17 protein-coding genes and 1 pseudogene are annotated in these 20,540 nt (G+C 64.8%); 6 read left to right on the top strand and 12 right to left on the bottom strand.

The genetic code is table 11. The features are described from left to right. Positions 1-40 precede the first annotated feature (40 nt). From ABXS05_RS33370 to ABXS05_RS33355, 4 genes are all read right to left on the bottom strand, one after another. Positions 41-805, bottom strand: a complete 765-nt coding sequence (locus ABXS05_RS33370; protein WP_367626867.1) for a transglycosylase SLT domain-containing protein — start codon at positions 803-805, stop codon at positions 41-43. Positions 806-825: 20 nt separating this feature from the next. Then, on the bottom strand, positions 826-2,361 hold the full coding sequence (gene amaB / locus ABXS05_RS33365; RefSeq protein WP_367626866.1) for an L-piperidine-6-carboxylate dehydrogenase: 1,536 nt from the start codon (positions 2,359-2,361) through the stop codon (positions 826-828). Positions 2,362-2,447: 86 nt separating this feature from the next. Then, a complete protein-coding gene (locus tag ABXS05_RS33360) occupies positions 2,448-3,299 on the bottom strand; it encodes a DUF1963 domain-containing protein (RefSeq protein WP_367626865.1) in 852 nt (283 codons plus the stop codon). Between the two features lie 131 nt (positions 3,300-3,430). Next, positions 3,431-4,294 carry a helix-turn-helix transcriptional regulator gene (locus ABXS05_RS33355; RefSeq protein ID WP_367626864.1) on the bottom strand — a complete coding sequence of 288 codons (864 nt, stop codon included), beginning with the start codon at positions 4,292-4,294 and terminating at the stop codon, positions 3,431-3,433. Between the two features lie 92 nt (positions 4,295-4,386). Between ABXS05_RS33355 and ABXS05_RS33350 the strand changes: the two genes are divergently transcribed. After that, complete coding sequence (locus ABXS05_RS33350) at positions 4,387-5,280, top strand: SDR family oxidoreductase (protein WP_367626863.1); 894 nt, start codon at positions 4,387-4,389, stop codon at positions 5,278-5,280. Positions 5,281-5,318: 38 nt separating this feature from the next. Here the strand turns inward: ABXS05_RS33350 and ABXS05_RS33345 are convergent, their stop codons facing one another. The 4 genes from ABXS05_RS33345 to queE all read right to left on the bottom strand — a co-directional run bounded on the left by ABXS05_RS33345 (position 5,319) and on the right by queE (position 9,939). Continuing rightward, entirely contained in the window at positions 5,319-7,493 is a 2,175-nt protein-coding gene (locus tag ABXS05_RS33345; protein WP_367626862.1) for a primosomal protein N', read from the bottom strand. Positions 7,494-7,614: 121 nt separating this feature from the next. Beyond that, positions 7,615-8,778 (bottom strand): hypothetical protein, encoded by a 1,164-nt coding sequence (locus ABXS05_RS33340; RefSeq protein ID WP_367626861.1) that lies wholly within the window; start codon positions 8,776-8,778, stop codon positions 7,615-7,617. Positions 8,779-8,953: 175 nt separating this feature from the next. After that, positions 8,954-9,307 carry a 6-carboxytetrahydropterin synthase QueD gene (gene queD / locus ABXS05_RS33335; protein ID WP_311945025.1) on the bottom strand — a complete coding sequence of 118 codons (354 nt, stop codon included), beginning with the start codon at positions 9,305-9,307 and terminating at the stop codon, positions 8,954-8,956. Then, positions 9,304-9,939 carry a 7-carboxy-7-deazaguanine synthase gene (gene queE / locus ABXS05_RS33330; RefSeq protein ID WP_367626890.1) on the bottom strand — a complete coding sequence of 212 codons (636 nt, stop codon included), beginning with the start codon at positions 9,937-9,939 and terminating at the stop codon, positions 9,304-9,306. The genes queD and queE overlap by 4 nt, the downstream gene beginning before the upstream one ends. Positions 9,940-10,197: 258 nt before the next feature. Here queE and leuB point away from each other — a divergent pair, with 258 nt between their 5' ends. Next, complete coding sequence (leuB, locus tag ABXS05_RS33325) at positions 10,198-11,298, top strand: 3-isopropylmalate dehydrogenase (protein WP_311945029.1); 1,101 nt, start codon at positions 10,198-10,200, stop codon at positions 11,296-11,298. Positions 11,299-11,407: 109 nt separating this feature from the next. On the opposite strand, the gene ABXS05_RS33320 is transcribed toward leuB, so the two are convergent. After that, complete coding sequence (locus ABXS05_RS33320; protein ID WP_367626860.1) at positions 11,408-12,814, bottom strand: aminotransferase; 1,407 nt, start codon at positions 12,812-12,814, stop codon at positions 11,408-11,410. A 276-nt stretch (positions 12,815-13,090) separates the two neighbouring features. On the opposite strand from ABXS05_RS33320, the gene ABXS05_RS33315 reads away from it, so the two are divergent. Together ABXS05_RS33315 and ABXS05_RS33310 are read left to right on the top strand one after the other, a co-directional pair. Then, a complete protein-coding gene (locus ABXS05_RS33315; protein WP_311945032.1) occupies positions 13,091-13,771 on the top strand; it encodes a TetR/AcrR family transcriptional regulator in 681 nt (226 codons plus the stop codon). Between the two features lie 536 nt (positions 13,772-14,307). Further along, positions 14,308-15,375, top strand: coding sequence for a polyamine ABC transporter substrate-binding protein (locus ABXS05_RS33310; RefSeq protein ID WP_367626859.1), 1,068 nt, complete (start codon positions 14,308-14,310; stop codon positions 15,373-15,375). A 45-nt stretch (positions 15,376-15,420) separates the two neighbouring features. On the opposite strand, the gene ABXS05_RS33305 is transcribed toward ABXS05_RS33310, so the two are convergent. Further along, positions 15,421-16,725, bottom strand: coding sequence for a M20/M25/M40 family metallo-hydrolase (locus tag ABXS05_RS33305; RefSeq protein ID WP_367626858.1), 1,305 nt, complete (start codon positions 16,723-16,725; stop codon positions 15,421-15,423). 208 nt (positions 16,726-16,933) lie between these two features. Between ABXS05_RS33305 and ABXS05_RS33300 the strand changes: the two genes are divergently transcribed. Continuing rightward, positions 16,934-17,683: a rhomboid family intramembrane serine protease gene (locus ABXS05_RS33300; protein WP_068298207.1), complete on the top strand. Its 750-nt coding sequence runs from the start codon at positions 16,934-16,936 to the stop codon at positions 17,681-17,683. Positions 17,684-17,773: 90 nt separating this feature from the next. Here the strand turns inward: ABXS05_RS33300 and ABXS05_RS33295 are convergent, their stop codons facing one another. Next, positions 17,774-18,988 carry a glycosyltransferase gene (locus tag ABXS05_RS33295; RefSeq protein WP_367626857.1) on the bottom strand — a complete coding sequence of 405 codons (1,215 nt, stop codon included), beginning with the start codon at positions 18,986-18,988 and terminating at the stop codon, positions 17,774-17,776. Between the two features lie 162 nt (positions 18,989-19,150). After that, positions 19,151-19,801: a hypothetical protein gene (locus tag ABXS05_RS33290; RefSeq protein WP_367626856.1), complete on the bottom strand. Its 651-nt coding sequence runs from the start codon at positions 19,799-19,801 to the stop codon at positions 19,151-19,153. A gap of 662 nt (positions 19,802-20,463) precedes the next feature. Here ABXS05_RS33290 and ABXS05_RS33285 point away from each other — a divergent pair. After that, positions 20,464-20,540 (top strand): annotated as a pseudogene (locus ABXS05_RS33285) (electron transfer flavoprotein subunit beta/FixA family protein); the annotation flags it as partial.

Here is a 20,540-nt window from a genome sequence, read left to right as displayed (position 1 = left end):
GAACGCGCTTTGCTCTAGGCGGGAAGAGCCTGCTCTCTCCTCAGCGGCTGGGCTTGCCCTTGATCAAATGCGGCAGCATGCCTCTGCGCTTGGCCTCGTAATAGTAGCCGCTGGAATAGAGCCGCACCGCCCGGTCCGGGCTGCCGCCGGAGACGCGCCAGGCATTGGCGAGATAGGCGGCGCCATAGGTGAGGTTGGTATCGGCGTCGAACAGACCGGCGGCGCCGCCTTGGTAACCCATGCCACGGGCGGTATCGAGGCGCATCTGCATCAGGCCCAGATAGGGGCCGTTGCGTGCGCCGGGATTGAAGCCGCTTTCACGCTTGACCACGCGGCGCAACAGGCTCTCAGGCACGTTGTAGCGGGCGGCGTGCTTGGTGATGAGAGAATCGACATTGCCGATGGGCTTGAGATCCAAAGGCTCGGCTGCTGCTTTCTGCACGGCCACCGGTGCCGCCGTGGGGATGCTGGCGGTCTGGATTTCGGCCTCGTGCGCGGCGGGCGCCGCCGGGCTCGCCTCGGCGATGTCGCGTGGGCGGGCTGGCGGCAAGGGGATGGCGGCGAGCGCGGCTTCGCCGCCTTTCATCGCCTCGAGGGGTGCCGCGGCAACGGAAGTGGCCGCAGCACCGGAACGCTTGGCGCGCTTTTCGAGCTTGGCCTTGGCCTTGAGGACCGGGCCGGGTGCTTCGACCGCCATGGCCTGGGAGGGAGCCTGTTTTGCCTGTGTCTGCGCCTGTGCCAGACCGGGGAGGGTGAGGAAACCGGCTGTCACACAGCCGGCCAGCGCAAATCCAAGGTTTCTCAAGCGTCTCGTCTCCGCCATCCTCAAGGGCTCGTCCCTCCGTCGTCGACATCGAATTTCACGCCCTGCGCCAGCGGCAGGGTCCGGCCGTAATTGATGGCGCTGGTCTGGCGCCGCATATAGGCCTTCCAGGCGTCCGAGCCGCTCTCGCGACCGCCGCCGGTTTCCTTCTCGCCGCCGAAAGCGCCGCCGATCTCGGCGCCCGAAGGGCCCATATTGACATTGGCGATGCCGCAATCGGAACCCTGGGCGGAGACGAAGCGCTCGACCTCGCGCATGTCGGTGGCGAAGATCGAGGAGGACAGGCCCTGCGGCACGCCATTCTGCAATGCGAGAGCCTCGTCGAACTCGCTATATTTCAGCACATAGAGAATCGGGGCGAAGGTTTCGTTAACGACGGGGCCGACCTGCTTCGGCATCTCGACCAGGGCCGGACGGGCGTAATAGGCCTCCTGCGGGCCGGCTTCCGCGACGCGGGCGCCGCCATGCACGGTGCCGCCGGCCTTGCGGGCCTCCTCGAGCGCCTTCTGCATGCCGTCGAAGGCAGCCTTGTCGATCAGGGGGCCGACCAGCGATTCGGTGGTGAGCGGATTGCCGACGCTGATGCCAGCATAGACCTTCTTCAGCTTGCCGACGAGGTCGTCATAGACGCTGTCATGCACGATCAGGCGGCGCAGCGAGGTGCAGCGCTGGCCCGCCGTGCCCATGGCGGCGAAGGCGATGGCGCGCAGGGCGAGATCGAGATCGGCCGAGGGCGTGACGATCGAGGCGTTGTTGCCGCCGAGCTCGAGGATGGATCGGCCGAAACGGCGGGCGACACGCTCGCCGACGATACGGCCCATGGCGGTGGAGCCGGTGGCCGAGACCACGGGAACGCGCGGATCGTCGACCAGAACCTCGCCGACCTCGCGGGCGCCGAGGATGAGGGTGAGCAGGCCGTCCGGCACGCCGCCGAAGCGTGCGGCAGCACGGTTGAAGATGGCTTCCACGGCCAGTGCCGTGAGCGGGGTCTTCTCGGAAGGCTTCCACACCACGCTGTCGCCGCAGACGAAGGCGAGAGCCGCGTTCCAGCTCCACACTGCAACCGGGAAGTTGAAGGCCGAGATCACGCCGACGACGCCAGCCGGGTGCCACTGCTCCATCATGCGATGGTCGCCACGCTCGGTGGCAATGGTGAGGCCATAGAGCTGGCGCGACAGGCCGGTGGCGAAGTCGCAGATGTCGATCATCTCCTGCACTTCGCCCAGGCCCTCGGAGGCGATCTTGCCAACTTCGAGGCTGACCAAGCGGCCGAGCTCGGTCTTGGCGGCACGCAGTTCCTCGCCGAGCAGGCGTACCAGTTCGCCGCGCTGCGGGCCGGGCACCTTGCGCCAGGCTTCGAAAGCGGCCTGCGCCTTGCCGATGGCGGCCTTGGCTTCGGCCGGGCTGTCGTCCTTGACGGCGCCGATGGTCTCGCCGGTGAGGGGGCTGCGAACGGTGCGGGAGCCGCCGGTGAAGCGGCTGGCCGGAACCCCGAGAGCCTCGAGAAGCTGGCGGGTTTCGGCGGCAGGACTGGTCATGATGACTCGCTCAATTCAACGCGATGTGGCGACGCTCATACCTTTTTTGGCGGTCATGGGGAACCCCTGCGACGCCTGGCGGATTCTCAGCTGCTTTCCGCGGCGGCATAGACCCTGGAAAAATCCAGTTTTTCGAGGTCGTTTTCGTGCTGGAGAAATTGCAAATAGCCGGCATCCCAGATGCCGAGGCCGAGGGCCATGCATGAATCGATGGTGAGCAGATGACGCCAGCTGCGCGCCGGCGTGAGGTCGAGCCTGGTGCGTTCGCGGGTGTTGTAGAGCCACTTCGGATTGACCTCCCGTACCACATAGGCATCCTCGCGCGGGTCCGAGCCGATGCCGGCGGCGTGGCCGAACAGCTTGCCGAGCATGGGGCTCGCCGTGTTCGGCTCGAGCGACCACATGAAATCCTCGTTGTAGGTGTCGTGCTCGTCCTCGCTCATGTCGCGGGTCACCGCCGCGAAATCCTGCGTGGCCCAGCGCGGGAAGTCGGGGACGGCGACAAATTCGAGGCGGCGCGGCTCGACATCGGCGAACATGTCGTTGGCGAAGGGAATATCGGTCGGCAGCGCGGCCGGATGCAGGGGATCGGCGCCGGTGTGAAGCAGGATGCGGTGTTCGATATTGGTCGCTGGTTCGTCGAGGCCGATGAAGACATAGAGCATGCCGGCCCGCGGCAGTGCGCTGGCAGCGGGCGGAAGCTCGGCAAGGTCGATCTGGAGCGTGAACTCCATGGCTTCCCCCTTGGCCGTGCGAGGCCAGGCGAGCGAGGCCGGCAGGTCCGGCAGGCCCCCGATCCGGCTCTGGCCGATATCTCCGGCTCCGGTCCCCAGCAGGATCGCAATGGCGGGCAACTCATGGGGCAGGATGCGTTCGGCATGGGCGCCCAGGCCGACATTTTCGAGCAATTGGCGGGGAGAGGGGACGGGATCGGTCATGGGAGCTCGCGAAGTTCGCTGCGGTTGGCGACCCTCATACTGTCTGAGGTCGTCACGAGAAACCTCCACGTGTCTCCCCTCTCCCCGGTGGGGAGAGAGGGGGGACGCTGGTGAACGCTTGCTCATTTCCCTCACCCCTGCCGCTCTCCCGACCCGGGAGAGGGGCTTGCCAGCCCGTCGAGAAAGGCCTTGATCCTGTCGCGGTCATCAGGCGTCGGGTTGTAGACCAGCATGCTGAGATCGGGCCGGCCATCGACGGCGAAGGACGAATATTCCAGCGTGATCGGGCCGAGCACCGGATGGCGCAGGCGCTTGACGCCGTCGCCATGGGCTCGGACGTCGTTGTCGCGCCACATCGTCTCGAATTCGGGGCTGAGCCGGCAGAGTTCCTCGATGAGTGGTGCCACTTCCGCCGCTGCCCCGGCCCGTGCCGTATCGGCCCTGAACGTCGCCACCACGAAGCGGGCCACGCTCTCCCAGTCATATTGGGCGGCGCGTACGCTAGGGTCGAGGAACATGAAGCGCAGGACGTTGCGCTGGTGGGGTGGCAGAGCGCCATAGTCGGTTAGAATCGCGGCGGCGGCCTTGTTCCAGGCCACGATGTCCCAGGTCGCGGTCTTGACCAGGGCCAGGCTCGGATGAAGCGCGTCGAGCACGCGCTGCAGCCGTGGCGTGACGTCCTCGCCCTTGCGGTAGCGTACTTCGGGCGGGCGCCCGAGGCCGATGAGGAAGAGGTGCTCGCGCTCGACTTCGGTCAGCAGCAGGGCGCGGGCGATACGGTCGAGCACGTCGGCCGATGGCGCGCCGCCGCGCCCCTGTTCGAGCCAGGTGTACCAGGTCGGACTGATATTGGCGCGCTGCGCCACTTCTTCCCGGCGCAGGCCGGGTGTGCGCCGGCGCGCCGGCCCGAAGCCGAAGGCGGCCGGGTCGAGCTTGGCGCGGCGATCCCTCAGATAGCTGCCGAGCTTGATTTCCTGCGTGATCTGCCCGTTCATCCTGTTAGCCATTATAATACGATAAGGTCACTACTTTACCAGGATAAACCAAGGGCCAATGCTTGTCTCCTATCTTGCTAGGAGACTTGCTCATGCGCGTATTCGTGACCGGCGCGACCGGATTTGTCGGCTCGGCCGTCGTGAAGGAATTGATCGGGGCGGGCCATCAGGTTCTCGGCCTGGCCCGGTCGGAAGACAAGGCGACGGTTCTGGCTGCGGCGGGCGCCGAAGTTCATCGCGGCTCGCTGGAGGACCTCGACAGCCTGAGGGCCGGCGCTGTCAGCTCGGATGGTGTCATCCACCTCGCCTTCAACCATGATTTCTCGACCTTCGCCGCCAATTGCGAGGATGACCGCCACGTGATCGCGGCGCTCGGCTCGGCACTTGCCGGTTCTGACAGACCCCTGATCGTGACCTCGGGCACCGCCATGGCCAGCACCGTGCCCGGCGAGCTGGCCAAGGAGGACGGCGCCGTGATCAGTTCGAAAGTAATCCCGCGCGCTGCCTCGGAGGAGGCTGCCGCGGCCGTGGCCTCGGAGGGTGGCAACGTCTCGGTCGTACGCCTTCCCCAGGTGCACGATACGGTCAGGCAGGGTCTCGTCACCTATGCCATCGCGGTGGCCCGCGAAAAGGGGGTGTCGGCCTATATCGAGGAGGGCCGGAACCGCTGGTCGGCGGCCCATATCCTCGATGTCGCCCGCCTCTACCGGCTCGCGCTGGAGAAGGCCGAACCGGGTGCGAAATACCATGCGGTGGGGGAGGAAGGCGTGTCGCAGCGGGAAATCGCGGAAGTGATCGGCCGAGGCCTGAAGGTGCCGGTCAGATCCATCCCCCTCGGCGAGGCCGGGACCCATTTCGGCTGGCTCGGCCTGTTTGCCGGGCACGACATGCCGGCTTCCAGCGAGCAGACCCGCAGGAAGCTCGGATGGCAGCCCACCGGCCCCGGTCTGATCGCCGATCTTGAGGCGATGGATTACGCCGTGTGAGGGGCAATTCCCCTCTCCCGACTCGGGAGAGGGGAGCCTTATGCGAAATTCATCGGGTCGATGTCGATGTCCACCGCCAGCTGTCCGCTTACCTTCGGCCCGGCGGCGAGCCAGGCGCGGATATAATCCTGTAGGGCGAAGTCCCGAGGGGCTTGCAGGATCAGGCGCATGCGGTGGCGGCCGCGGATCACCGCGATCGGCGCCTCGGCCGGGCCGAGTACGCGCAGGGCAACGTCGAAGGGGGCCGATTTGACGAGCTGGCGGGCGAAGCCCTCCGCCTTGCCGCGATCCTCGTCGGAAATGGTGAGGGCGGCCATGCGGCCATAGGGCGGCAGGCCGGCCTTGGCGCGCACGGCGATCTCGCGCGCATAGAAACTCTCCTTGTCGCCGGAAACCAGCGCCTGCATCACCGGATGCGAGGGATCATAGCTCTGTAGCAAAGCGCGGCCGGGGCGCTCGCCGCGCCCGGCCCGACCGGTGACTTGGCCGAGGAGTTGGAAAGTGCGTTCGGCCGCACGCGGATCGCCGGTGCCCAGGCCGAGATCGGCATCGACAACGCCGACCAGCGTCAGAAAAGGGAAATTATGGCCCTTGGCGACGAGCTGCGTGCCGATGACGAGGTTGGCCTCGCCCTTGGCGACGGTGTCGAGCTCCTGGCGCAGGCGCTCGGCGCTACCATGGATGTCGGAGGAGAGGATCACGGTGTGGGCCTCCGGGAAGAGACCTGAGACCTCCTCGGCGATGCGCTCCACGCCGGGGCCGCAAGGGGTGAGCGTGTCTTCGCCTTCGCAGCTCGGGCAATGGCGCGGCACCGGCGCAGTATGCCCGCAATGGTGGCAGACCAGGCTCTTGCGGAAGCGATGCTCCACCAGCCAGGCCGTGCAGTTCGGGCATTGGAAGCGATGCCCGCATTTACGGCAAAGCGTGAGCGGGGCATAACCGCGCCGGTTGAGGAAGAGTAGGGCCTGCTCTCCCGCTGCCAGCGTTTCCTTCACCGCCGAGACCAGACTGGGCGCAATGAATTTGCCGCGCTCGGGCCCACCTTCGCGCATGTCGACGGTAGTGATCGACGGCAGCGCCCGCCCACCGAAACGCTGGGGCAGGGTGATATGGGCGTAGCGGCCGCGATCGGCATTCACCCTCGATTCGATCGAGGGGGTGGCCGAGGCCAGCACCACCGGCGCATCGATCAGCCGGGCACGCACCACCGCCATGTCGCGGGCATTGTAGCGCGGCCCGTCCTCCTGCTTGTAGGAACCGTCGTGCTCCTCGTCGACGATGATGACCCGCAGGTCGACGAAGGGCAGGAACAGGGCCGAGCGGGCGCCGGCCACCACCGCAACCTCGCCCTTGGCGATGCCGTGCCAGAGCTTCGCCCGCTTGTTGGCCGATATGCCCGAATGCCACTCGGCCGGGCGTACGCCGAAACGCTCGGCGAAACGGTCGAGGAACTGGTTGGTCAGCGCGATCTCGGGCAGCATGATCAAAGCCTGCCCGCCCTGCCTGACGGCCTCGGCCACCGCCTCGAAATAGACCTCGGTCTTGCCCGAGCCGGTGACCCCTTCCAGGAGCATCGCCGAGAAGCGCCGGGCCGCCACGGCCTGGCTCAGACTGGCGGCGGCCAGCGCCTGGGCTTCGTTCAGGCTGGCGCTGCCGAAGGCGAGATCCGGTGTGCCTGCCACCGGTTCCGGTGGAAGGGCCAGGGGCTCGACCGCGCCGGCATCGACCAGACCGTCCACCACGCTCGGCGACACCCCTGTCGCCTCGATCAGAGCGCGCTTTTCGTGCACGAAACCATCGGCGAGATGATCGAGCACCCGCCGGCGTGCTGCTGTCAGCCGCTCGGGCTCGTGCTTGCCCAGGCGGTAGCCGAGCCTCTGTTTCTCCGGCGGCAATTCCGGCGCCCGCAGGGCCATGCGCATGATCATACCGCGTGGTGTCAGCGTCCAGTTCGCCACCCACTCGATGAAGCGACGCATCTCGGCGCCCAGCGGAGGGATTTCGAGGCGTTCCTCGACATATTTCAGCCGGTTGGAAGAGGCGGGCAGCACGCCGTCGCCATCCCAGACCACGCCGACCACCTCGCGCGGGCCGAGCGTGACGCGCACGACATCGCCCGGCATCAGCGTGTTGCCGAAAGGCACGCGGTAGCTGTAGGTGCGCTCCAGCGCCACCGGCAGCAGCACCTCGACGACTTCGCCCGGATTAGCCATGGGGCCCCGCGCTCCGGGAGGCCTGGCTCGATGGGATATGCGCCACGATCATCCCCGACAGGTCGGGGAGGGGGCTGAGTCTGTCAAGGGTGGCACATGCCGGCCGTGCCTCCTGCAGCCGCTACTTCGTCTTGAGCAGCATGATCGATTGCACGCCTTCCTCCTCGCTGGCGTCAAAACGGACTGTGACGTCGTCCGGCAGGGGATAGAAATAGGCGCGGTTTTCATCGAGGGGGAAGAGCTCTTTCGTCGGCTTGCCCATCAGGCGTTTCAGGGTGATCAAGGGATCACCGATCCTGACGCTGCCCACGCTGCCGTTGAACGGTTTGGTGAGTTTGATGCTCGCGACCTGCTTGTCGGTCGACAGGTAAAGTGCAAAGCCGTCGGCGGGATAGAGTGCGAGGCGTTCGCCCATCGCGCTGGTATAGGGCTCTGGCTGGCGGGTGGAGCCAAAAATGCGTTGAGCCTCTGCAACGCTGGCTCCCAATCCGACAGGGACACCTTCAATGGCCGGTACGGTCGTGGAGGCGGCGGGTGGAGGCTCCGAGCCGAAACGGCCGTCGTAGCCGGCGAGTTGAATCGCCAGGATGTCCTTGTCGCGGGCATAATAGTCGGAGAGCTCTGTGATGTTGGCCTTGGCATTCTTTTCCGTGCAAGGCGCCGGCCGCTCGGCCGCTAGCTTGCGCTCGCTTTCGGCGATCGCATCGCGTCCTGCCTCGCTGAGGAAGGCAGGCAGAGCCACCGCCTCCAATTGCCATTTGCCGCGATGGCAGGCGTCCGCATAGGCGTTGTGTCTGATACGCGCTTCAGTCAGGCGCAGCAGGGAGTTGACGATCGTGTCGTTGAGGCGACCCTGATCCAGTGTCCGGGAGCGCTCGACGAAGAACTTTTTCAGGTCGGGATTCAATCCGCCGTAGGTGGAAGGAGGCGGCGCGGGACCTCCGAAGACGGCGATATTGATGTCCTTGAAACTGTAGAAGCCGATGGAGTAGCCGAGCTGGAACAGGGCCAGCGGAATGGCCGCGATCGCTACCAGGGTACGCGGCCAGCGGCGCGGTGGCTGGCCGGGAGAGCCATCGCGGCGCAGCATGGTGAAGGCGAGCCCCAGGGCGACGATCGCCATCACGATGCCCAGCAGATTCAACTCGGATTCGAACACCACCTCGCCGTTGACGGTCCGCTTGTCGGAAGCGCCCAGGAAGAGCCAGAATGGCAGCACGCCAAGAAGAATGGCAGCCAGCGGGCGGTTCATATTGTGCCAAAGACCTTGCGTGGGCTCGCTCACGAACAGGCTCCCTATCATTGCTGCGTCGGGCCGATGGGCCCGATTCGCGCGCAAATCTGGGGGCAGGCGCTTGGGAAGGTCGAGTCCCCCAGGGAACAGAGACTGGCGAGGGGAGCTCGGTCCGTTTGAGAAGCGCAGCTATCGAGATCGCCCGCCAGGTCGCTTTAGGCGGCGCTCAGCCCTCATATTCCGCCCAACATTGAGGGGTCTCATAGACCCTCACGGAAGCGACCAGCGGCAGCAGCGGCTTGATCCTGTCCCAGATCCAGATCGCGATATTTTCCGCGGTCGGATTTTCAAGCCCTTCGATCTCGTTGAGGCAATAGTGGTCCAGGCGCTGCAGCAACGGACCGAAGGCCGCCTCCACGTCGAAGAAATCAACGACGAAGCCGGTATGTGGATCGACCGGGCCTTCCAGCTGCAGTTCGACACGATAGGAGTGCCCGTGCATTCGATGGCAACGGTGGGTTTGCGGGACGTTGGGAAGGCGGTGCGCGGCCTCGAAGGTGAATGCCTGCGTGATCTTCATGGAATACCGAGCATTTTATGGGTTTGCAGTGTCAATCGCCACCGCGGATTCGCCAGGCAGTAGGCGACCGCAGCTGCCGTGTTCGCCTCGCGCTCCGGTCCGTCCATGGGTTGGAGCAGCAGATGCTGGAAGGACAGATCTTCGAACTGGCAGGGGTCGAGCCCGGCTTGAGGGTAGACGAATTTGAGTTCGTCACCCGCGCCGACCACGATCGGCGCGCCGGCCTTTGGGCTGACGCAGAGCCAATCGATGCCCGAGGGGGGAGCGACGGTGCCGTTCGTTTCGACCGCGATCTCGAAACCCGCCTCATGCAGGGCCGCGACGAGATCGGCGTCGACCTGAAGAAGAGGCTCACCGCCGGTCAGCACGACGAGGCGCTGACCTTCGTCGCCACCGGTCCAGGTCCGGTTTATGGCGCGGGCGAGTTCATGCGCGCCGGCGAAACGTCCACCGCCCGTTCCGTTCATTCCGACAAAGTCGGTATCGCAGAATTGGCAGATGGCCGTCGCGCGGTCAGCCTCCCGCCCGGACCACAGATTGCAGCCGGCGAAACGGCAGAACACGGCGGCCCGGCCGGCGTTACGACCTTCGCCCTGAAGCGTGTAGAAGATTTCCTTAACGGCATAAGTCATGGTCGGAGGCCCGTCGAAACGAAGGGGCGAATAGAGCATAAACGCCTCTCTCCGCAACCTTGGAGGATGGTCGCCGACAATTCTCATGTCATTCCGGCGGCATTATGCGCATGCAGCGACGGTGACGTAGCGATCCCCGGACCGGTACGTCTTCAGCGCCGACAGGCGGGTCTTGGAACCCGCCCATCTTGCCTCCTTGCTTGCACCTTCCCCCTTGCTCGTCTAATCAGCCGGCATTCCAATCAAAGGTGACAGGTCATGGCGACGCAAAAGCTCCTCCTTCTTCCTGGCGACGGCATCGGTGTCGAAGTGATGGCGGAGGTCAAACGCCTGATCGCCTTCCTCAACAAGACGGGCCTCGCCTCCTTCGAGACGGAAGAGGATCTGGTCGGCGGCGCCGCCTATGACGCCCATGGCAAGGCGATCTCCGAAGATGCCATGAAGCTTGCAGACCAGGCCGATGCGGTGATGTTCGGTGCTGTCGGCGGTCCGAAATGGGCCGACGTTCCCTATGAGGCGCGTCCGGAAGCCGGCCTCCTGCGCCTGCGCAAGGATCTCGGCCTCTTCGCCAATCTGCGTCCCGCCGTGTGCTATCCGGCGCTGGCCGAAGCCTCCTCGCTCAAGCGCGAGCTGGTCGAGGGCCTCGACATCATGATCGTGCGAGAGCTCACCGGCGGTGTCTATTTCGGCGAGCCCAAGGAGATCGTCACGCTGGAGAACGGCGAGAAGCGCGCCGTCGATACCCAGGTCTACACCACCCATGAGATCGAGCGCATCGCCCGCGTCGCCTTCGACCTCGCCAAGGTGCGCCGCGGCCTGGTGCATTCGTCCGAAAAGCACAACGTCATGAAATCGGGCGTGTTGTGGAAGCAGGTCGTCACGGAGGTCCACAAGGCCGAATATCCGCAAGTCAAGCTCGAGCACATCCTGGCCGACAATTGCGGCATGCAGCTGGTGCGCACGCCCAAGCAGTTCGACGTGATCGTCTGCGACAATCTGTTCGGCGACATGCTCTCCGACGTCGCGGCCATGTTGACCGGCTCGCTCGGTATGCTGCCCTCGGCCGCGCTCGGCGCCGAGGATGCCAAGACCGGCAAGCGCAAGGCGATGTATGAGCCGGTGCACGGCTCGGCGCCCGACATTGCCGGCAAGGGCCTGGCCAATCCGATCGCCACACTTGCCTCCTTCGGCATGGCGTTGCGCTATTCCTTTGGCCTTTCCGAGGCCGCCGATCGCCTCGACGCCGCCATCTCGGCGGTGCTGAGCGAGGGGCTGCGCACCAAGGATATCGCCAGCGCCGGCCAGAACGCCGTCTCGACCAGCGAGATGGGCGCGGCCGTGATCAAGGCGATGGGGTAAGGTTGAAGAGAGGACTTCTCAGCGACATGCAGGCATGTCGCTGAGACCGCTCTTGCTCCTCAATGAGTGGCCTCGCCCCAGGAGCAGACTGGAAGTTCGCGTTCCGAACCTAGCGCCGCCACAGGCCCTCGCGTTCGAGGTCGTCCATCGTGCGCGAGATGCCTTCGCGCAGGATGGCGGCCATGTCGTCGATCTGGGCGCGGGTGATGGTCAGCGGCGGCGACATCACGCACATGTTGACGATCGGCCGCACCAGCAGGCCGAGTTCCTGGCAATGGCCGTCGATGCGCTTGCCGATGGTCTCGTCGAGCGCCCCACCCTCCTCGCCGGCAGGCCCCGCGACGCATTCGATGCCAGCCATCATGCCGAGGCCGCGCACCTCGCCGACCAAAGGCAGGTCCGCGAGGTCCCGGAGCCGGGCCTGAAAATAGGGCGTGACCTCGCGCACATGGTCGAGGACGCCGTCTTCCAGGATATCGAGATTCTTCAGGGCGACCGCGCAGCCGATGGGATGGCTGGTGTTGGTCAGACCATGGGCGAACATCGCCTCGGGATGGTTGGAACGCCTGAGATCCTCAAGCAACCGATCCGAGATCACCACGCCGCCCAGCGGGAAATAGCCCGAGGTGACGCCCTTGGCGAAAGTGATCATGTCGGGATCGAGCCCGAATATCTCTCCCGAAGCAAAGACATGGCCGAGGCGCCCGAAGGCCGTCACCACCTCGTCGCAGATATAGAGGATGTCGTTGGCCCGGCAGATCTCGCGGATGCGCGGCAGGTAGCCCTCCGGTGGCACGATGACGCCGCCCGAGGCCTGGATCGGCTCGGCGACGAAGGCTCCGATCCGCTCGGCACCGACCCGAGCGACGGTGTCGCGGAACTCGTCGACCAGGACATCGGCGAATTCGACCACTGTCTTGCCGCCGGGACGGCGGAAGGGGTTGGGTGACGAGAGCTTGACGACGAGATCGCCGGCGCTGTCCATCCAGTCATTGTCGCGCGGACGGGCATTGAGCGAGGCGGAAAGATAGGTCGAGCCGTGATAGGCGCTGCCGCGGCTGAGGATCAGCTTCTTGTCCGGGCGCCCGCGCACATTGTTGTAGAACTGCATGAAGCGCAGCGCCGTCTCCACGGCCGAGGATCCGCCGGTGGTGAAGAAGACATGGTTGAGGTCGCCCGGCGCATGGGCGGCGATCCGCTCGGCCAGGGCGACGGAGGGCGAGCTCGTGGTGTACCAGGGCGAGCTGTAGGACAGCGCCATCGCCTGTTCGTGCATGACGTCGGCGAGTTCGCGGCGGCGATGGCCGATATTGGTGCACCACATGCCGGCCGGGCCGTCGATCAGGCGCTTGCCGGCGGCATCGGTGATGTAGATGCCGTCGCCCTCGCCGATCAGCGGGCGCGCCTCGTCGCCCATGGTTTCCGCGACAGGCCAGGGCTGGATCAGATGGCGTTTGGCGCGTTCGGTGAGATCTTCCTCCGCTGCCGCCATCGCCGTCGAGCCAATCGTCGTCATCGTCGTCACCTCGTCTTCACCAGCTGGGACATGTCCTTTGGTCGTGCCGGGGGAGGGATGGACCTTCCCTCGCCGGGCCCCCCAAAAAACGCAGGCCTGTCAGCACTCCCGCTACGAATGTTCGATTATATAATTGCTATACGTTCGTTCAGTTATAATCATGATACTGAACGAACGTATAGCAAAAAATCGCATTGACAATCCCACCGTTCTCACCAAGCATGCTGGAAAGACGCCGGCTCGGATCGGGCGGCGGGACAGGGGGGCTTCACCAGGATGAACACTTCCACGAGCACGGGCCGCACGCGGATCAACCGGGCCGAGCGCCGGAGCGAGTTGATCGATGCGACGATCGATTGCCTGGCCCGTTACGGTTATGAGGGCACCACGATCGGCGTCGTTGCCGAGGCGGTCGGCATGTCCCGCGGCATCGTGAACTTTCATTTCGAGACCAAGGAACAATTGCTGCTGGAGACGTTGCGTTTCCTGTCGGACGAATATCGCGATCATTGGCGCGCTGCCCTTGCCCAGGCCGGGCCATCGGCTGCGGAGCGGCTCTGGGCGATGGTCCTGGCCGATTTCGACCGCAGGATCTGCACGCCGCGCAAGCTGGCAGCCTGGTGCGCTTTCCGGGGCGAGGCGAAGGCCCGTCCGACCTATCGCAGCATGTGCAACGACACAGACCAGGAGAATCTCGGTGTCGTCGCCGATCTCTGTGCCGAACTCGTGCCGGCGGGCATCGATGCGCATAAGCTGGCGCGCGCGATCGTGTGCATGCTCGAAGGCCTGTGGCTGCATCTGATGATCGCCCCCAAGAACCTGTCGCGGGAGGAGGCGCGCGACGTCGCGGCCTCGCATCTGGCCATCGTGCTGCCTGAGCATTTTATGCCGTCGGGACCTATCCCGGCGGTGCGTTCGTCCCTGGGCCGTCCCTTGCCGGAGGCCCAGCCGTCCTGAGCGAGCAAGAAGGAGGAAGAGCCGACTGTCGGCGCGGATACGAAACGCTTTCGGGCAGGCTCGTCCGTAGAGCGACGACCTCGATGGAATGTTCTACCCGGACAGCCGGGGCGGATGCGCCGAAGAGCGCCGGTTTCCGCTCGTCCGGATCCTGAATGACGCCGAGCGGGCTTTCTCGGTGCGAACAGCCGCGTGCTTCCGTCTGAAGCGAGGCGTCGTGGCATCGTCAAGAGCAAAGCGCGTTCGAGTATGGACGCTTATTTGCTCTAACTCCTTGTTCTGACGCGTCTTTGCGATTCTTGGTGATTCCACCAAATCGCAAAACGCTTCAGGCCCCATCACAGCAATTGCAGCCCTTTGTACAGGGCTGCAATCCCCATCCGTCGGCGTCTGGCGTCGGCGGCAATGATGACGCACGTCCAGAGGAGACCCTCATGCCGTCTTGCCCGACGCCGATTTGGAGATCGCGTTCTCGCCGAAGTCGCCTCCAACCGCCCCAGCTCTTGGCTCTCGCCGCTGCGGCCATGGCCGCCCTGATGGCTACCGGGCCCGCAATGGCGGGCGACAGGGTCGTCAACGTCTATAGCTGGGCCGATTACATCGATCCCTCCACCCTGGAATCCTTCACCAAGGAGACCGGCATCAAGGTCGTCTACGACACCATGGATTCCAACGAGGTGCTGGAGACCAAGCTCTATGCCGGCCATTCGGGCTATGACGTGGTCGATCCCACCGGCCCCAACCTGAAGCGCGAGATCGCAGCCGGCGTGTTTCAACCGCTGGACAAGGCCAGGATCCCCAATCTCCAGCACGGCTGGGACAAGGTGTTCCAGCGCCTGGCCTTCTATGATCCGGGCAACCGATACGCCGTGAACTATATGTGGGGCACCACCGGCATCGGCTACAATGTCGAGATGGCCAGGAAGCGCCTGGGCGATGTGCCGATCGACAGCTGGAGCATCGTGTTCAAGCCGGAGAACCTGGCCAAATTCGCCGATTGCGGCGTGAGTATTCTCGATACCCCCGACGAGCTGATCCCGCCTGCCCTGAAATATCTCGGGTTCGATCCCGATTCCAAGGACCCCAAGGATATCGCCAAGGCGGGAGAGCTGCTCAAGGCCATCAGGCCCTATGTCCGGACCTTCAGTTCCTCGGGTTATCTGAGCGCGCTCTCCGCCGGCGATCTGTGCCTGGTGGTCGGTTGGGCCGGGGACGTCATCCAGGCGCGCAACCGCGCCATCGAAGCCCATGCCAAGTCGCCTGACAGCCCCCTGGTCGACATCCGTTATGTCGTGCCGAAGGAAGGCGCGCTGATCTGGGTCGACGGTTGGGCGATCCCCAAGGATGCCGAGCATGTCGAGGAGGCCCATGCCTTCATCGACTACATGATGCGCCCGGAGATAGCTGCCAGGAATACGGAGTTCATCTCCTACGCCACTGGCAATCTCACCGCGCAAAAGTTCATCAAGCCCGAGATCCTCAAGGATCCCGCCATCTTCCCTGATGAGGCCACCATGGCGCGCCTGTTCACCACCACGGCGCCGGACGCCAAGATTCAGAAACTCTGGACGCGGACCTGGACCAACATCAAGACCAACGAATAGGGTTTCGGGCCAGCAGGCGCTTGCCGCGCCTGGGCCGGGCGCCACTTATTTCGTCTTGCCGGCCGAGACGTCCATGATCAGCCGTGCCAGCAGATAAAGGCGCGGCACCACCGAATCGAGCTCGACATATTCGGCGTCGTTGGAATGGGCGCCGAAGCCACGCAGACCGAGGCCTTCCAGCACCGGTCCCTTGGCTTTCAGTCCCGCAAAGGCGGCGTCCGTGCCGCCGCCGCCGGCCTTGTCGATCACGCTCAGCTTCTGGCCGATCTCGCCATAGATGGCGCCGGCCCGTGCCGCCAAGGCGCGCCCGGCGTCGGTGGGCTGCAGGGGCGGGCGGCGGCGCTCGAACAGCGCCTCGATCTTGCTGTCGGGCAGGAGCTTGTTGGCGATGCGCTCCTTCACCGTCTTCTCGATGCGGTCGAAATCGGCCATGCGCAGCATGCGCACATCGGCCTGGGCCGTTGCTTCGGCCGGGATGACATTGCGGTTGGTGCCGGCCTTGGCCACCGTCCAGTTCAGCTTGAGGCCGAGCTTGGGATCGGAAAGATCGCGCATCTGCAGAATCTGGTGCGCCAGTTCATAGAGCGCGTTGACGCCGCGCTCGGGTGCAGCCCCGGCATGGGAGGCCTTGCCCTCGACCTTGAGGGCGACGGCGCCGATGCCGGCGGTGGCGAGGATGATCTGGTCGGTGCCGATGCCCCCGCCTTCCAGGGAAAACACGGCGTCCTGCTCGGCGCCGAGCTCGGTGAGAAGCGCGCGCGAAGCGGGCGAGGAGATCTCTTCGTCGCCGTTGATCATCACCGTCAGCGTGCCGTAGTCCTTGAAATTCAGCTCCTTCAGCAGCGCAACAGTGCTGAGGGCGAGGGCAACACCGTGCTTGTCGTCGGCGATGCCGAGGCCATAGGCCTTGTCGCCCTCGATGCGGAACGGCTGCTGCGCCAGCATGCCCTTGAGATAGACCGTGTCCATATGGGCGATCAGAGCGATCTTCCTGGTGCCGGTGCCGGTGAAGCGGGCAAGCACGACCTTGCCCGGTTTCTCGGGCGTGTCCTGCATGCGATAGACGCCCTTCGGCTCGATCTGCTGCACCTCGCCGCCCAGGGCCTTGAGCCGGTCCGCGATCAGGGTGGCGATCTCGGCCAGGCCATCGGGGTCCTTGCTGCCCGATTCGATCGAAACCAGCGCCTTCATGGTGTCGATCAAGGCTTGGCGCTGTGCTTCGGCCTGCTTGAGCACGGCTTCTTGCGGGGCGGCGAAGGCGGGGCTGGTCTGCGTGGTGACGGCCAGAACCGGCAGCGCGGTCATGATGATGGCAAGGGCAGCGGCACGAGATCGCGAGCAACGAAGCATCTGGTTCCTCTCGGACTGCGATCACCCTCCAATGACCCGGGCAGATGATGCATAAATGCCGCGCATTCTCAAAATAGTATGCGGGATGACGGTAAATACCCCGCACCAACGGCTCTGTTCGCTGTGCGACCTTTATTCCCGCTGCTTCTCGCCCTACATTGTTCTTGCCGTCACGCGACTTGCATCGGCAGGCGATACGGGACGCGAGATGATCATACCGCTCTATGACGACAACCCGCACCGGCGCATCACGCGAGCCTATGTGAATTGGGCGCTGATTGCCGCCAATGTCTCGGTTTTCGTGTTCTTCCAGTCCGGCTACGTGCCCGGCACCTTCGTGGCGGATACGGCGGGCTTTACCTATTCCTATGGCATGATTCCGGTGGTTCTGTTCCAGAAGATGCAGCTGCCGGCCGAATATATCAGGGTGCCGGAATGGCTGACGCCGATCACCTCATCCTTCGTGCACGGCTCATGGATGCACCTGACCGGCAACATGCTGTTCCTGTGGGTGTTCGGCGACAATGTCGAGGATGATCTCGGGCGCTGGCGCTACCTGTTCTTCTATCTGGCCTGTGCCGTACTGGCTTCCTTCGCCTATGCCCTGACCGCACAGGACTCCACCAGCCCGCTGATCGGGGCATCCGGGGCGATATCGGGCGTGGTGGCTGCCTATGTGCTGCTGCATCCCAAGGTGAAGATCTGGGTGCTCCTGTTCTTCCGCATTCCGCTGAAACTGCCGGCCTATTGGGCGATCGGGGCCTGGATTCTCTACCAGGCCTATTTTGCGCTTTATGCCTATTTCGTCACCTCGACAGACGATGTCGCCTGGTTTGCCCATCTTGGCGGACTGGTCGCCGGCGCCATCCTGGTGCTGCCGCTCAAACGCGCCGATGCGCCTTTGTTCGACAATGCGCCGCCCCAGGCGCAGAACGACTGGCGCGACACGTTCGATTGAGCGAGGTGGCAGGGCAGGCTTTTTAAACGCGGCTGGAGGCACCGTGCTCGCCGGCCGGCGCGAACCGGCCGGCGTAACGATTCATTCAGATCACCGGCGCGTCATGTCGAGGAGCAGCCCGGCGGCCAGCGCGGCGCCATCGGTGCGGATCGATTTCGCCAGGGCGGCGGCCCGGGCGCGGGTTTCCGGCGCCAGAGCGATAGCGAGCGCGGCGGAGAGCGAGTCGAGGCTCGGGGCCGGGCCGTCATGAGCCACACCGATGCCGAGTGCCGCCACTCGTCCGGCCCAGAACGGCTGGTCCACCAGCTGTGGTACGATCACCTGCGGCACGCCCGCCCGAGCCGCCGCCGTGGTGGTGCCGGCACCACCATGATGCACCACCGCCGCAACGCGCGGGAACAGGGCCTGCTGGTTGACGTCGCCGGCGAGGAAGCAATCCTCTGCGGCCTCCGCAAGAGCGAGTCCGGCCCAGCCGCGCGCGAGCAGGACGCGGTGGCCCTGGGCGCGGATCGCCGCGATCGCCACGGGGCCGGCCGCCTGGGCCGTCGGCATCGACATGCTGCCAAAGCCCGCATAGACCGGCGGCGGGCCGGCTGCCAGGAAGGCTTCGAGATCGGCCGGGAGCGGGCGCTCGTCCGGCAAGATCCAGGCACCGGTCTGTACCACTGTGCTTGCGGCCGGCGGCCACGGGCTCAGGATCGGGTCCGAAGCCAGCCAGGGACTGTCGGTGAAGACATGATCGCGCACATTGGTGAGCGCCGGCAGGCCGATCCGGACGCGCAGGCCATTCACGGCGGCACCGAACAGGGCGTTCATGACCTTGCTATTGTGATCCCACAAAGCCCGGTTGTCGGTGATCCCCGGCGGGCGAGGGTGACCGGGATAGGCATAGGGCGGATGATGCGGGGAAGGGATGAAGAGCGGGCAATAGCTGACATGGACATAGGCAAGACCCCGCTCTTCGGCCACCGCCTGTGCCGCGGCGGTGGAGGGAAACAAGCCGCAACCCACCACGGCATCGCAACCCTCGGCCGCCGCGGCCATTGCCCGATATTGCCCCTCCAGGACCTCGCCCGCCACCTGGGGCAGGTCGACAGGTCCCTTGCGCACTTCCGCCAACCAGGGCCGCAAGGCCCGGAAGGCGGGCACCAGCCTTACGCCCGCGCGGGCCAGCACCGCCTCGAACTCCTCATCCGGCGGCACGCAGGCCAGCACCTCGAGGCCGAGATCGCGGAGCCGCGCTCCCAGCGCCGCCACCGGTTCGATATCGCCGCGCGATCCAAAGCTCGTCAACAACACACGCATCCGGCACCCTTTCCCTTGATTGCGGTCGAGGGTTGGTTTGATAGCGCCGGAACCGGGTCTTGCCGCAAGGCCCTTGTGCGTTACATATAAGAAACGGAGGGAGGCAGAGTGCCTCCTCCGGATCTATATTCGATGTCGCGGCGCCCTGGGGCGCCGTTTTGTTTAAGTGCCGGGCTGCGCGGCCGCCGGTACAACGGGTTTTGCTTTGCGGACAGGAGGCTTGGTGGGCTTGGCCTTGGCCGGGCTGGCTGGGGCCGGCGTGGCGATGGCAGCGGGCGTCGCCGCCGGCGGGTTTTCCGCATAGGTCTTCAAGAGCTTGGAACCATAGAAATTTTCCAGCGCCTTGCGGCTCGACTGCACGACCAGAACGCCTTCGATCAGGCCCGGATCCTGGTTGGCGGCTACGATGGCGCCGACCACGCCATTGACCTGCCCTTGATTGCCGACCACGAACGGGGCCGTCTTGGCAGGCCCGCCTGCCAGATCCGTGACCGTCAGTGTGCCCTTGACGTAATTGGCGTCACCGACCAGCAGGGACAGGGCGGGATTCTTCAAATGATAATCGGTCAGGATGATCGACAGGTGCTTGGCTGCGCCGGTTTGCGGCAGGTGCTGCACGTCCTGGCGCACAGCTTCAGTCAGCCGCGGGGCGAAGCTTCCCGGAACTGGATTGCGCGCGGAGGCAATGGCCGTCACCGTCACGTCCTTGACATAGGCCTCGCCGGGCTTGGGAAACATGCCGGCGGTTGAGCAACTGGCGAGACTGGTTGCAACGAAAAGGACGCCGGCGACTTTCAAAACTGTATCAAACATGGGGGACCTGCTTTCCTTGGGAGCGTGGCTGGAGATCGTCTTCTTGTTCGTGCTCCAAGCCTTTGCTGCCAAAGTCACGGCGAAGGGAGGCCGCGCCAATCATTGCGTAGGGTTAGGGAGTACCGAGCAAACCTGAGTCCGAGCACAGCGAGCAGGTATGCTTCGCGCAAGTCGTGTTTGGTGGGATTTTTGCTTATCAACAGTTTGTTGTTGTTTCCAATTAAGTATGAGGAAGGCAAGAGCAAAGTGTTCGATAATAAAAACAATAAATGGTAACCTGTTACTATGTTGAGTAGCAGAATCGGTCGGGCCGGGTGGTAGTGCACTTGGAGCGATTGATCGCCGGAGGTGGCAAACAGTATCGACGTCCTCCCCGAGGCCGTGTGGGACATTCGTGCTGACTTGTCCGGCGTGTCGCGGTTCGTGATGCGCTCCACCGACCGCCGAGAATGCCCGTGACTGGAACTCGCCCGGTCGCTTCACACAAATGTCGCGTTGACACAAAAAGCCGCGCCCTTTAGCTGACTTGCGTCATCAAGTTCAGCGGCGGCGGTCTTGTCGCGACGTGACGTGTCGGTTCGCCGACAGCGCGGGAGGGACAAGGCCATTATGCGGTCGTTTCATATCGCTCATTGTTCCGGTTCCCCGTCTGGAGAAGCCCCATGAAAGTGCTCGTGCCCGTGAAGCGGGTGGTCGATTACAATGTGAAGATCCGCGTCAAGGCCGATGGTTCGGGTGT

The sequence above is a fragment of the Labrys neptuniae genome (assembly GCF_040797145.1).
Lineage (GTDB): Bacteria > Pseudomonadota > Alphaproteobacteria > Rhizobiales > Labraceae > Labrys > Labrys neptuniae.
This window is presented reverse-complemented; position numbering and strand designations above follow the sequence as displayed.

Bases quoted from the DNA above. Each gene is read 5' to 3' on its own strand.
- amaB (WP_367626866.1), bottom strand. From the start codon at position 2,361: ATGACCAGTCCTGCCGCCGAAACCCGCCAGCTTCTCGAGGCTCTCGGG.
- ABXS05_RS33360 (WP_367626865.1), bottom strand. From the start codon at position 3,299: ATGACCGATCCCGTCCCCTCTCCCCGCCAATTGCTCGAAAATGTCGGC.
- ABXS05_RS33355 (WP_367626864.1), bottom strand. From the start codon at position 4,294: ATGAACGGGCAGATCACGCAGGAAATCAAGCTCGGCAGCTATCTGAGG.
- ABXS05_RS33350 (WP_367626863.1), top strand. From the start codon at position 4,387: ATGCGCGTATTCGTGACCGGCGCGACCGGATTTGTCGGCTCGGCCGTC.
- ABXS05_RS33345 (WP_367626862.1), bottom strand. From the start codon at position 7,493: ATGGCTAATCCGGGCGAAGTCGTCGAGGTGCTGCTGCCGGTGGCGCTG.
- queD (WP_311945025.1), bottom strand. From the start codon at position 9,307: ATGAAGATCACGCAGGCATTCACCTTCGAGGCCGCGCACCGCCTTCCC.
- queE (WP_367626890.1), bottom strand. From the start codon at position 9,939: ATGACTTATGCCGTTAAGGAAATCTTCTACACGCTTCAGGGCGAAGGT.
- leuB (WP_311945029.1), top strand. From the start codon at position 10,198: ATGGCGACGCAAAAGCTCCTCCTTCTTCCTGGCGACGGCATCGGTGTC.
- ABXS05_RS33320 (WP_367626860.1), bottom strand. From the start codon at position 12,814: ATGACGACGATTGGCTCGACGGCGATGGCGGCAGCGGAGGAAGATCTC.
- ABXS05_RS33315 (WP_311945032.1), top strand. From the start codon at position 13,091: ATGAACACTTCCACGAGCACGGGCCGCACGCGGATCAACCGGGCCGAG.
- ABXS05_RS33310 (WP_367626859.1), top strand. From the start codon at position 14,308: ATGGCTACCGGGCCCGCAATGGCGGGCGACAGGGTCGTCAACGTCTAT.
- ABXS05_RS33305 (WP_367626858.1), bottom strand. From the start codon at position 16,725: ATGCTTCGTTGCTCGCGATCTCGTGCCGCTGCCCTTGCCATCATCATG.
- ABXS05_RS33300 (WP_068298207.1), top strand. From the start codon at position 16,934: ATGATCATACCGCTCTATGACGACAACCCGCACCGGCGCATCACGCGA.
- ABXS05_RS33295 (WP_367626857.1), bottom strand. From the start codon at position 18,988: ATGCGTGTGTTGTTGACGAGCTTTGGATCGCGCGGCGATATCGAACCG.
- ABXS05_RS33290 (WP_367626856.1), bottom strand. From the start codon at position 19,801: ATGTTTGATACAGTTTTGAAAGTCGCCGGCGTCCTTTTCGTTGCAACC.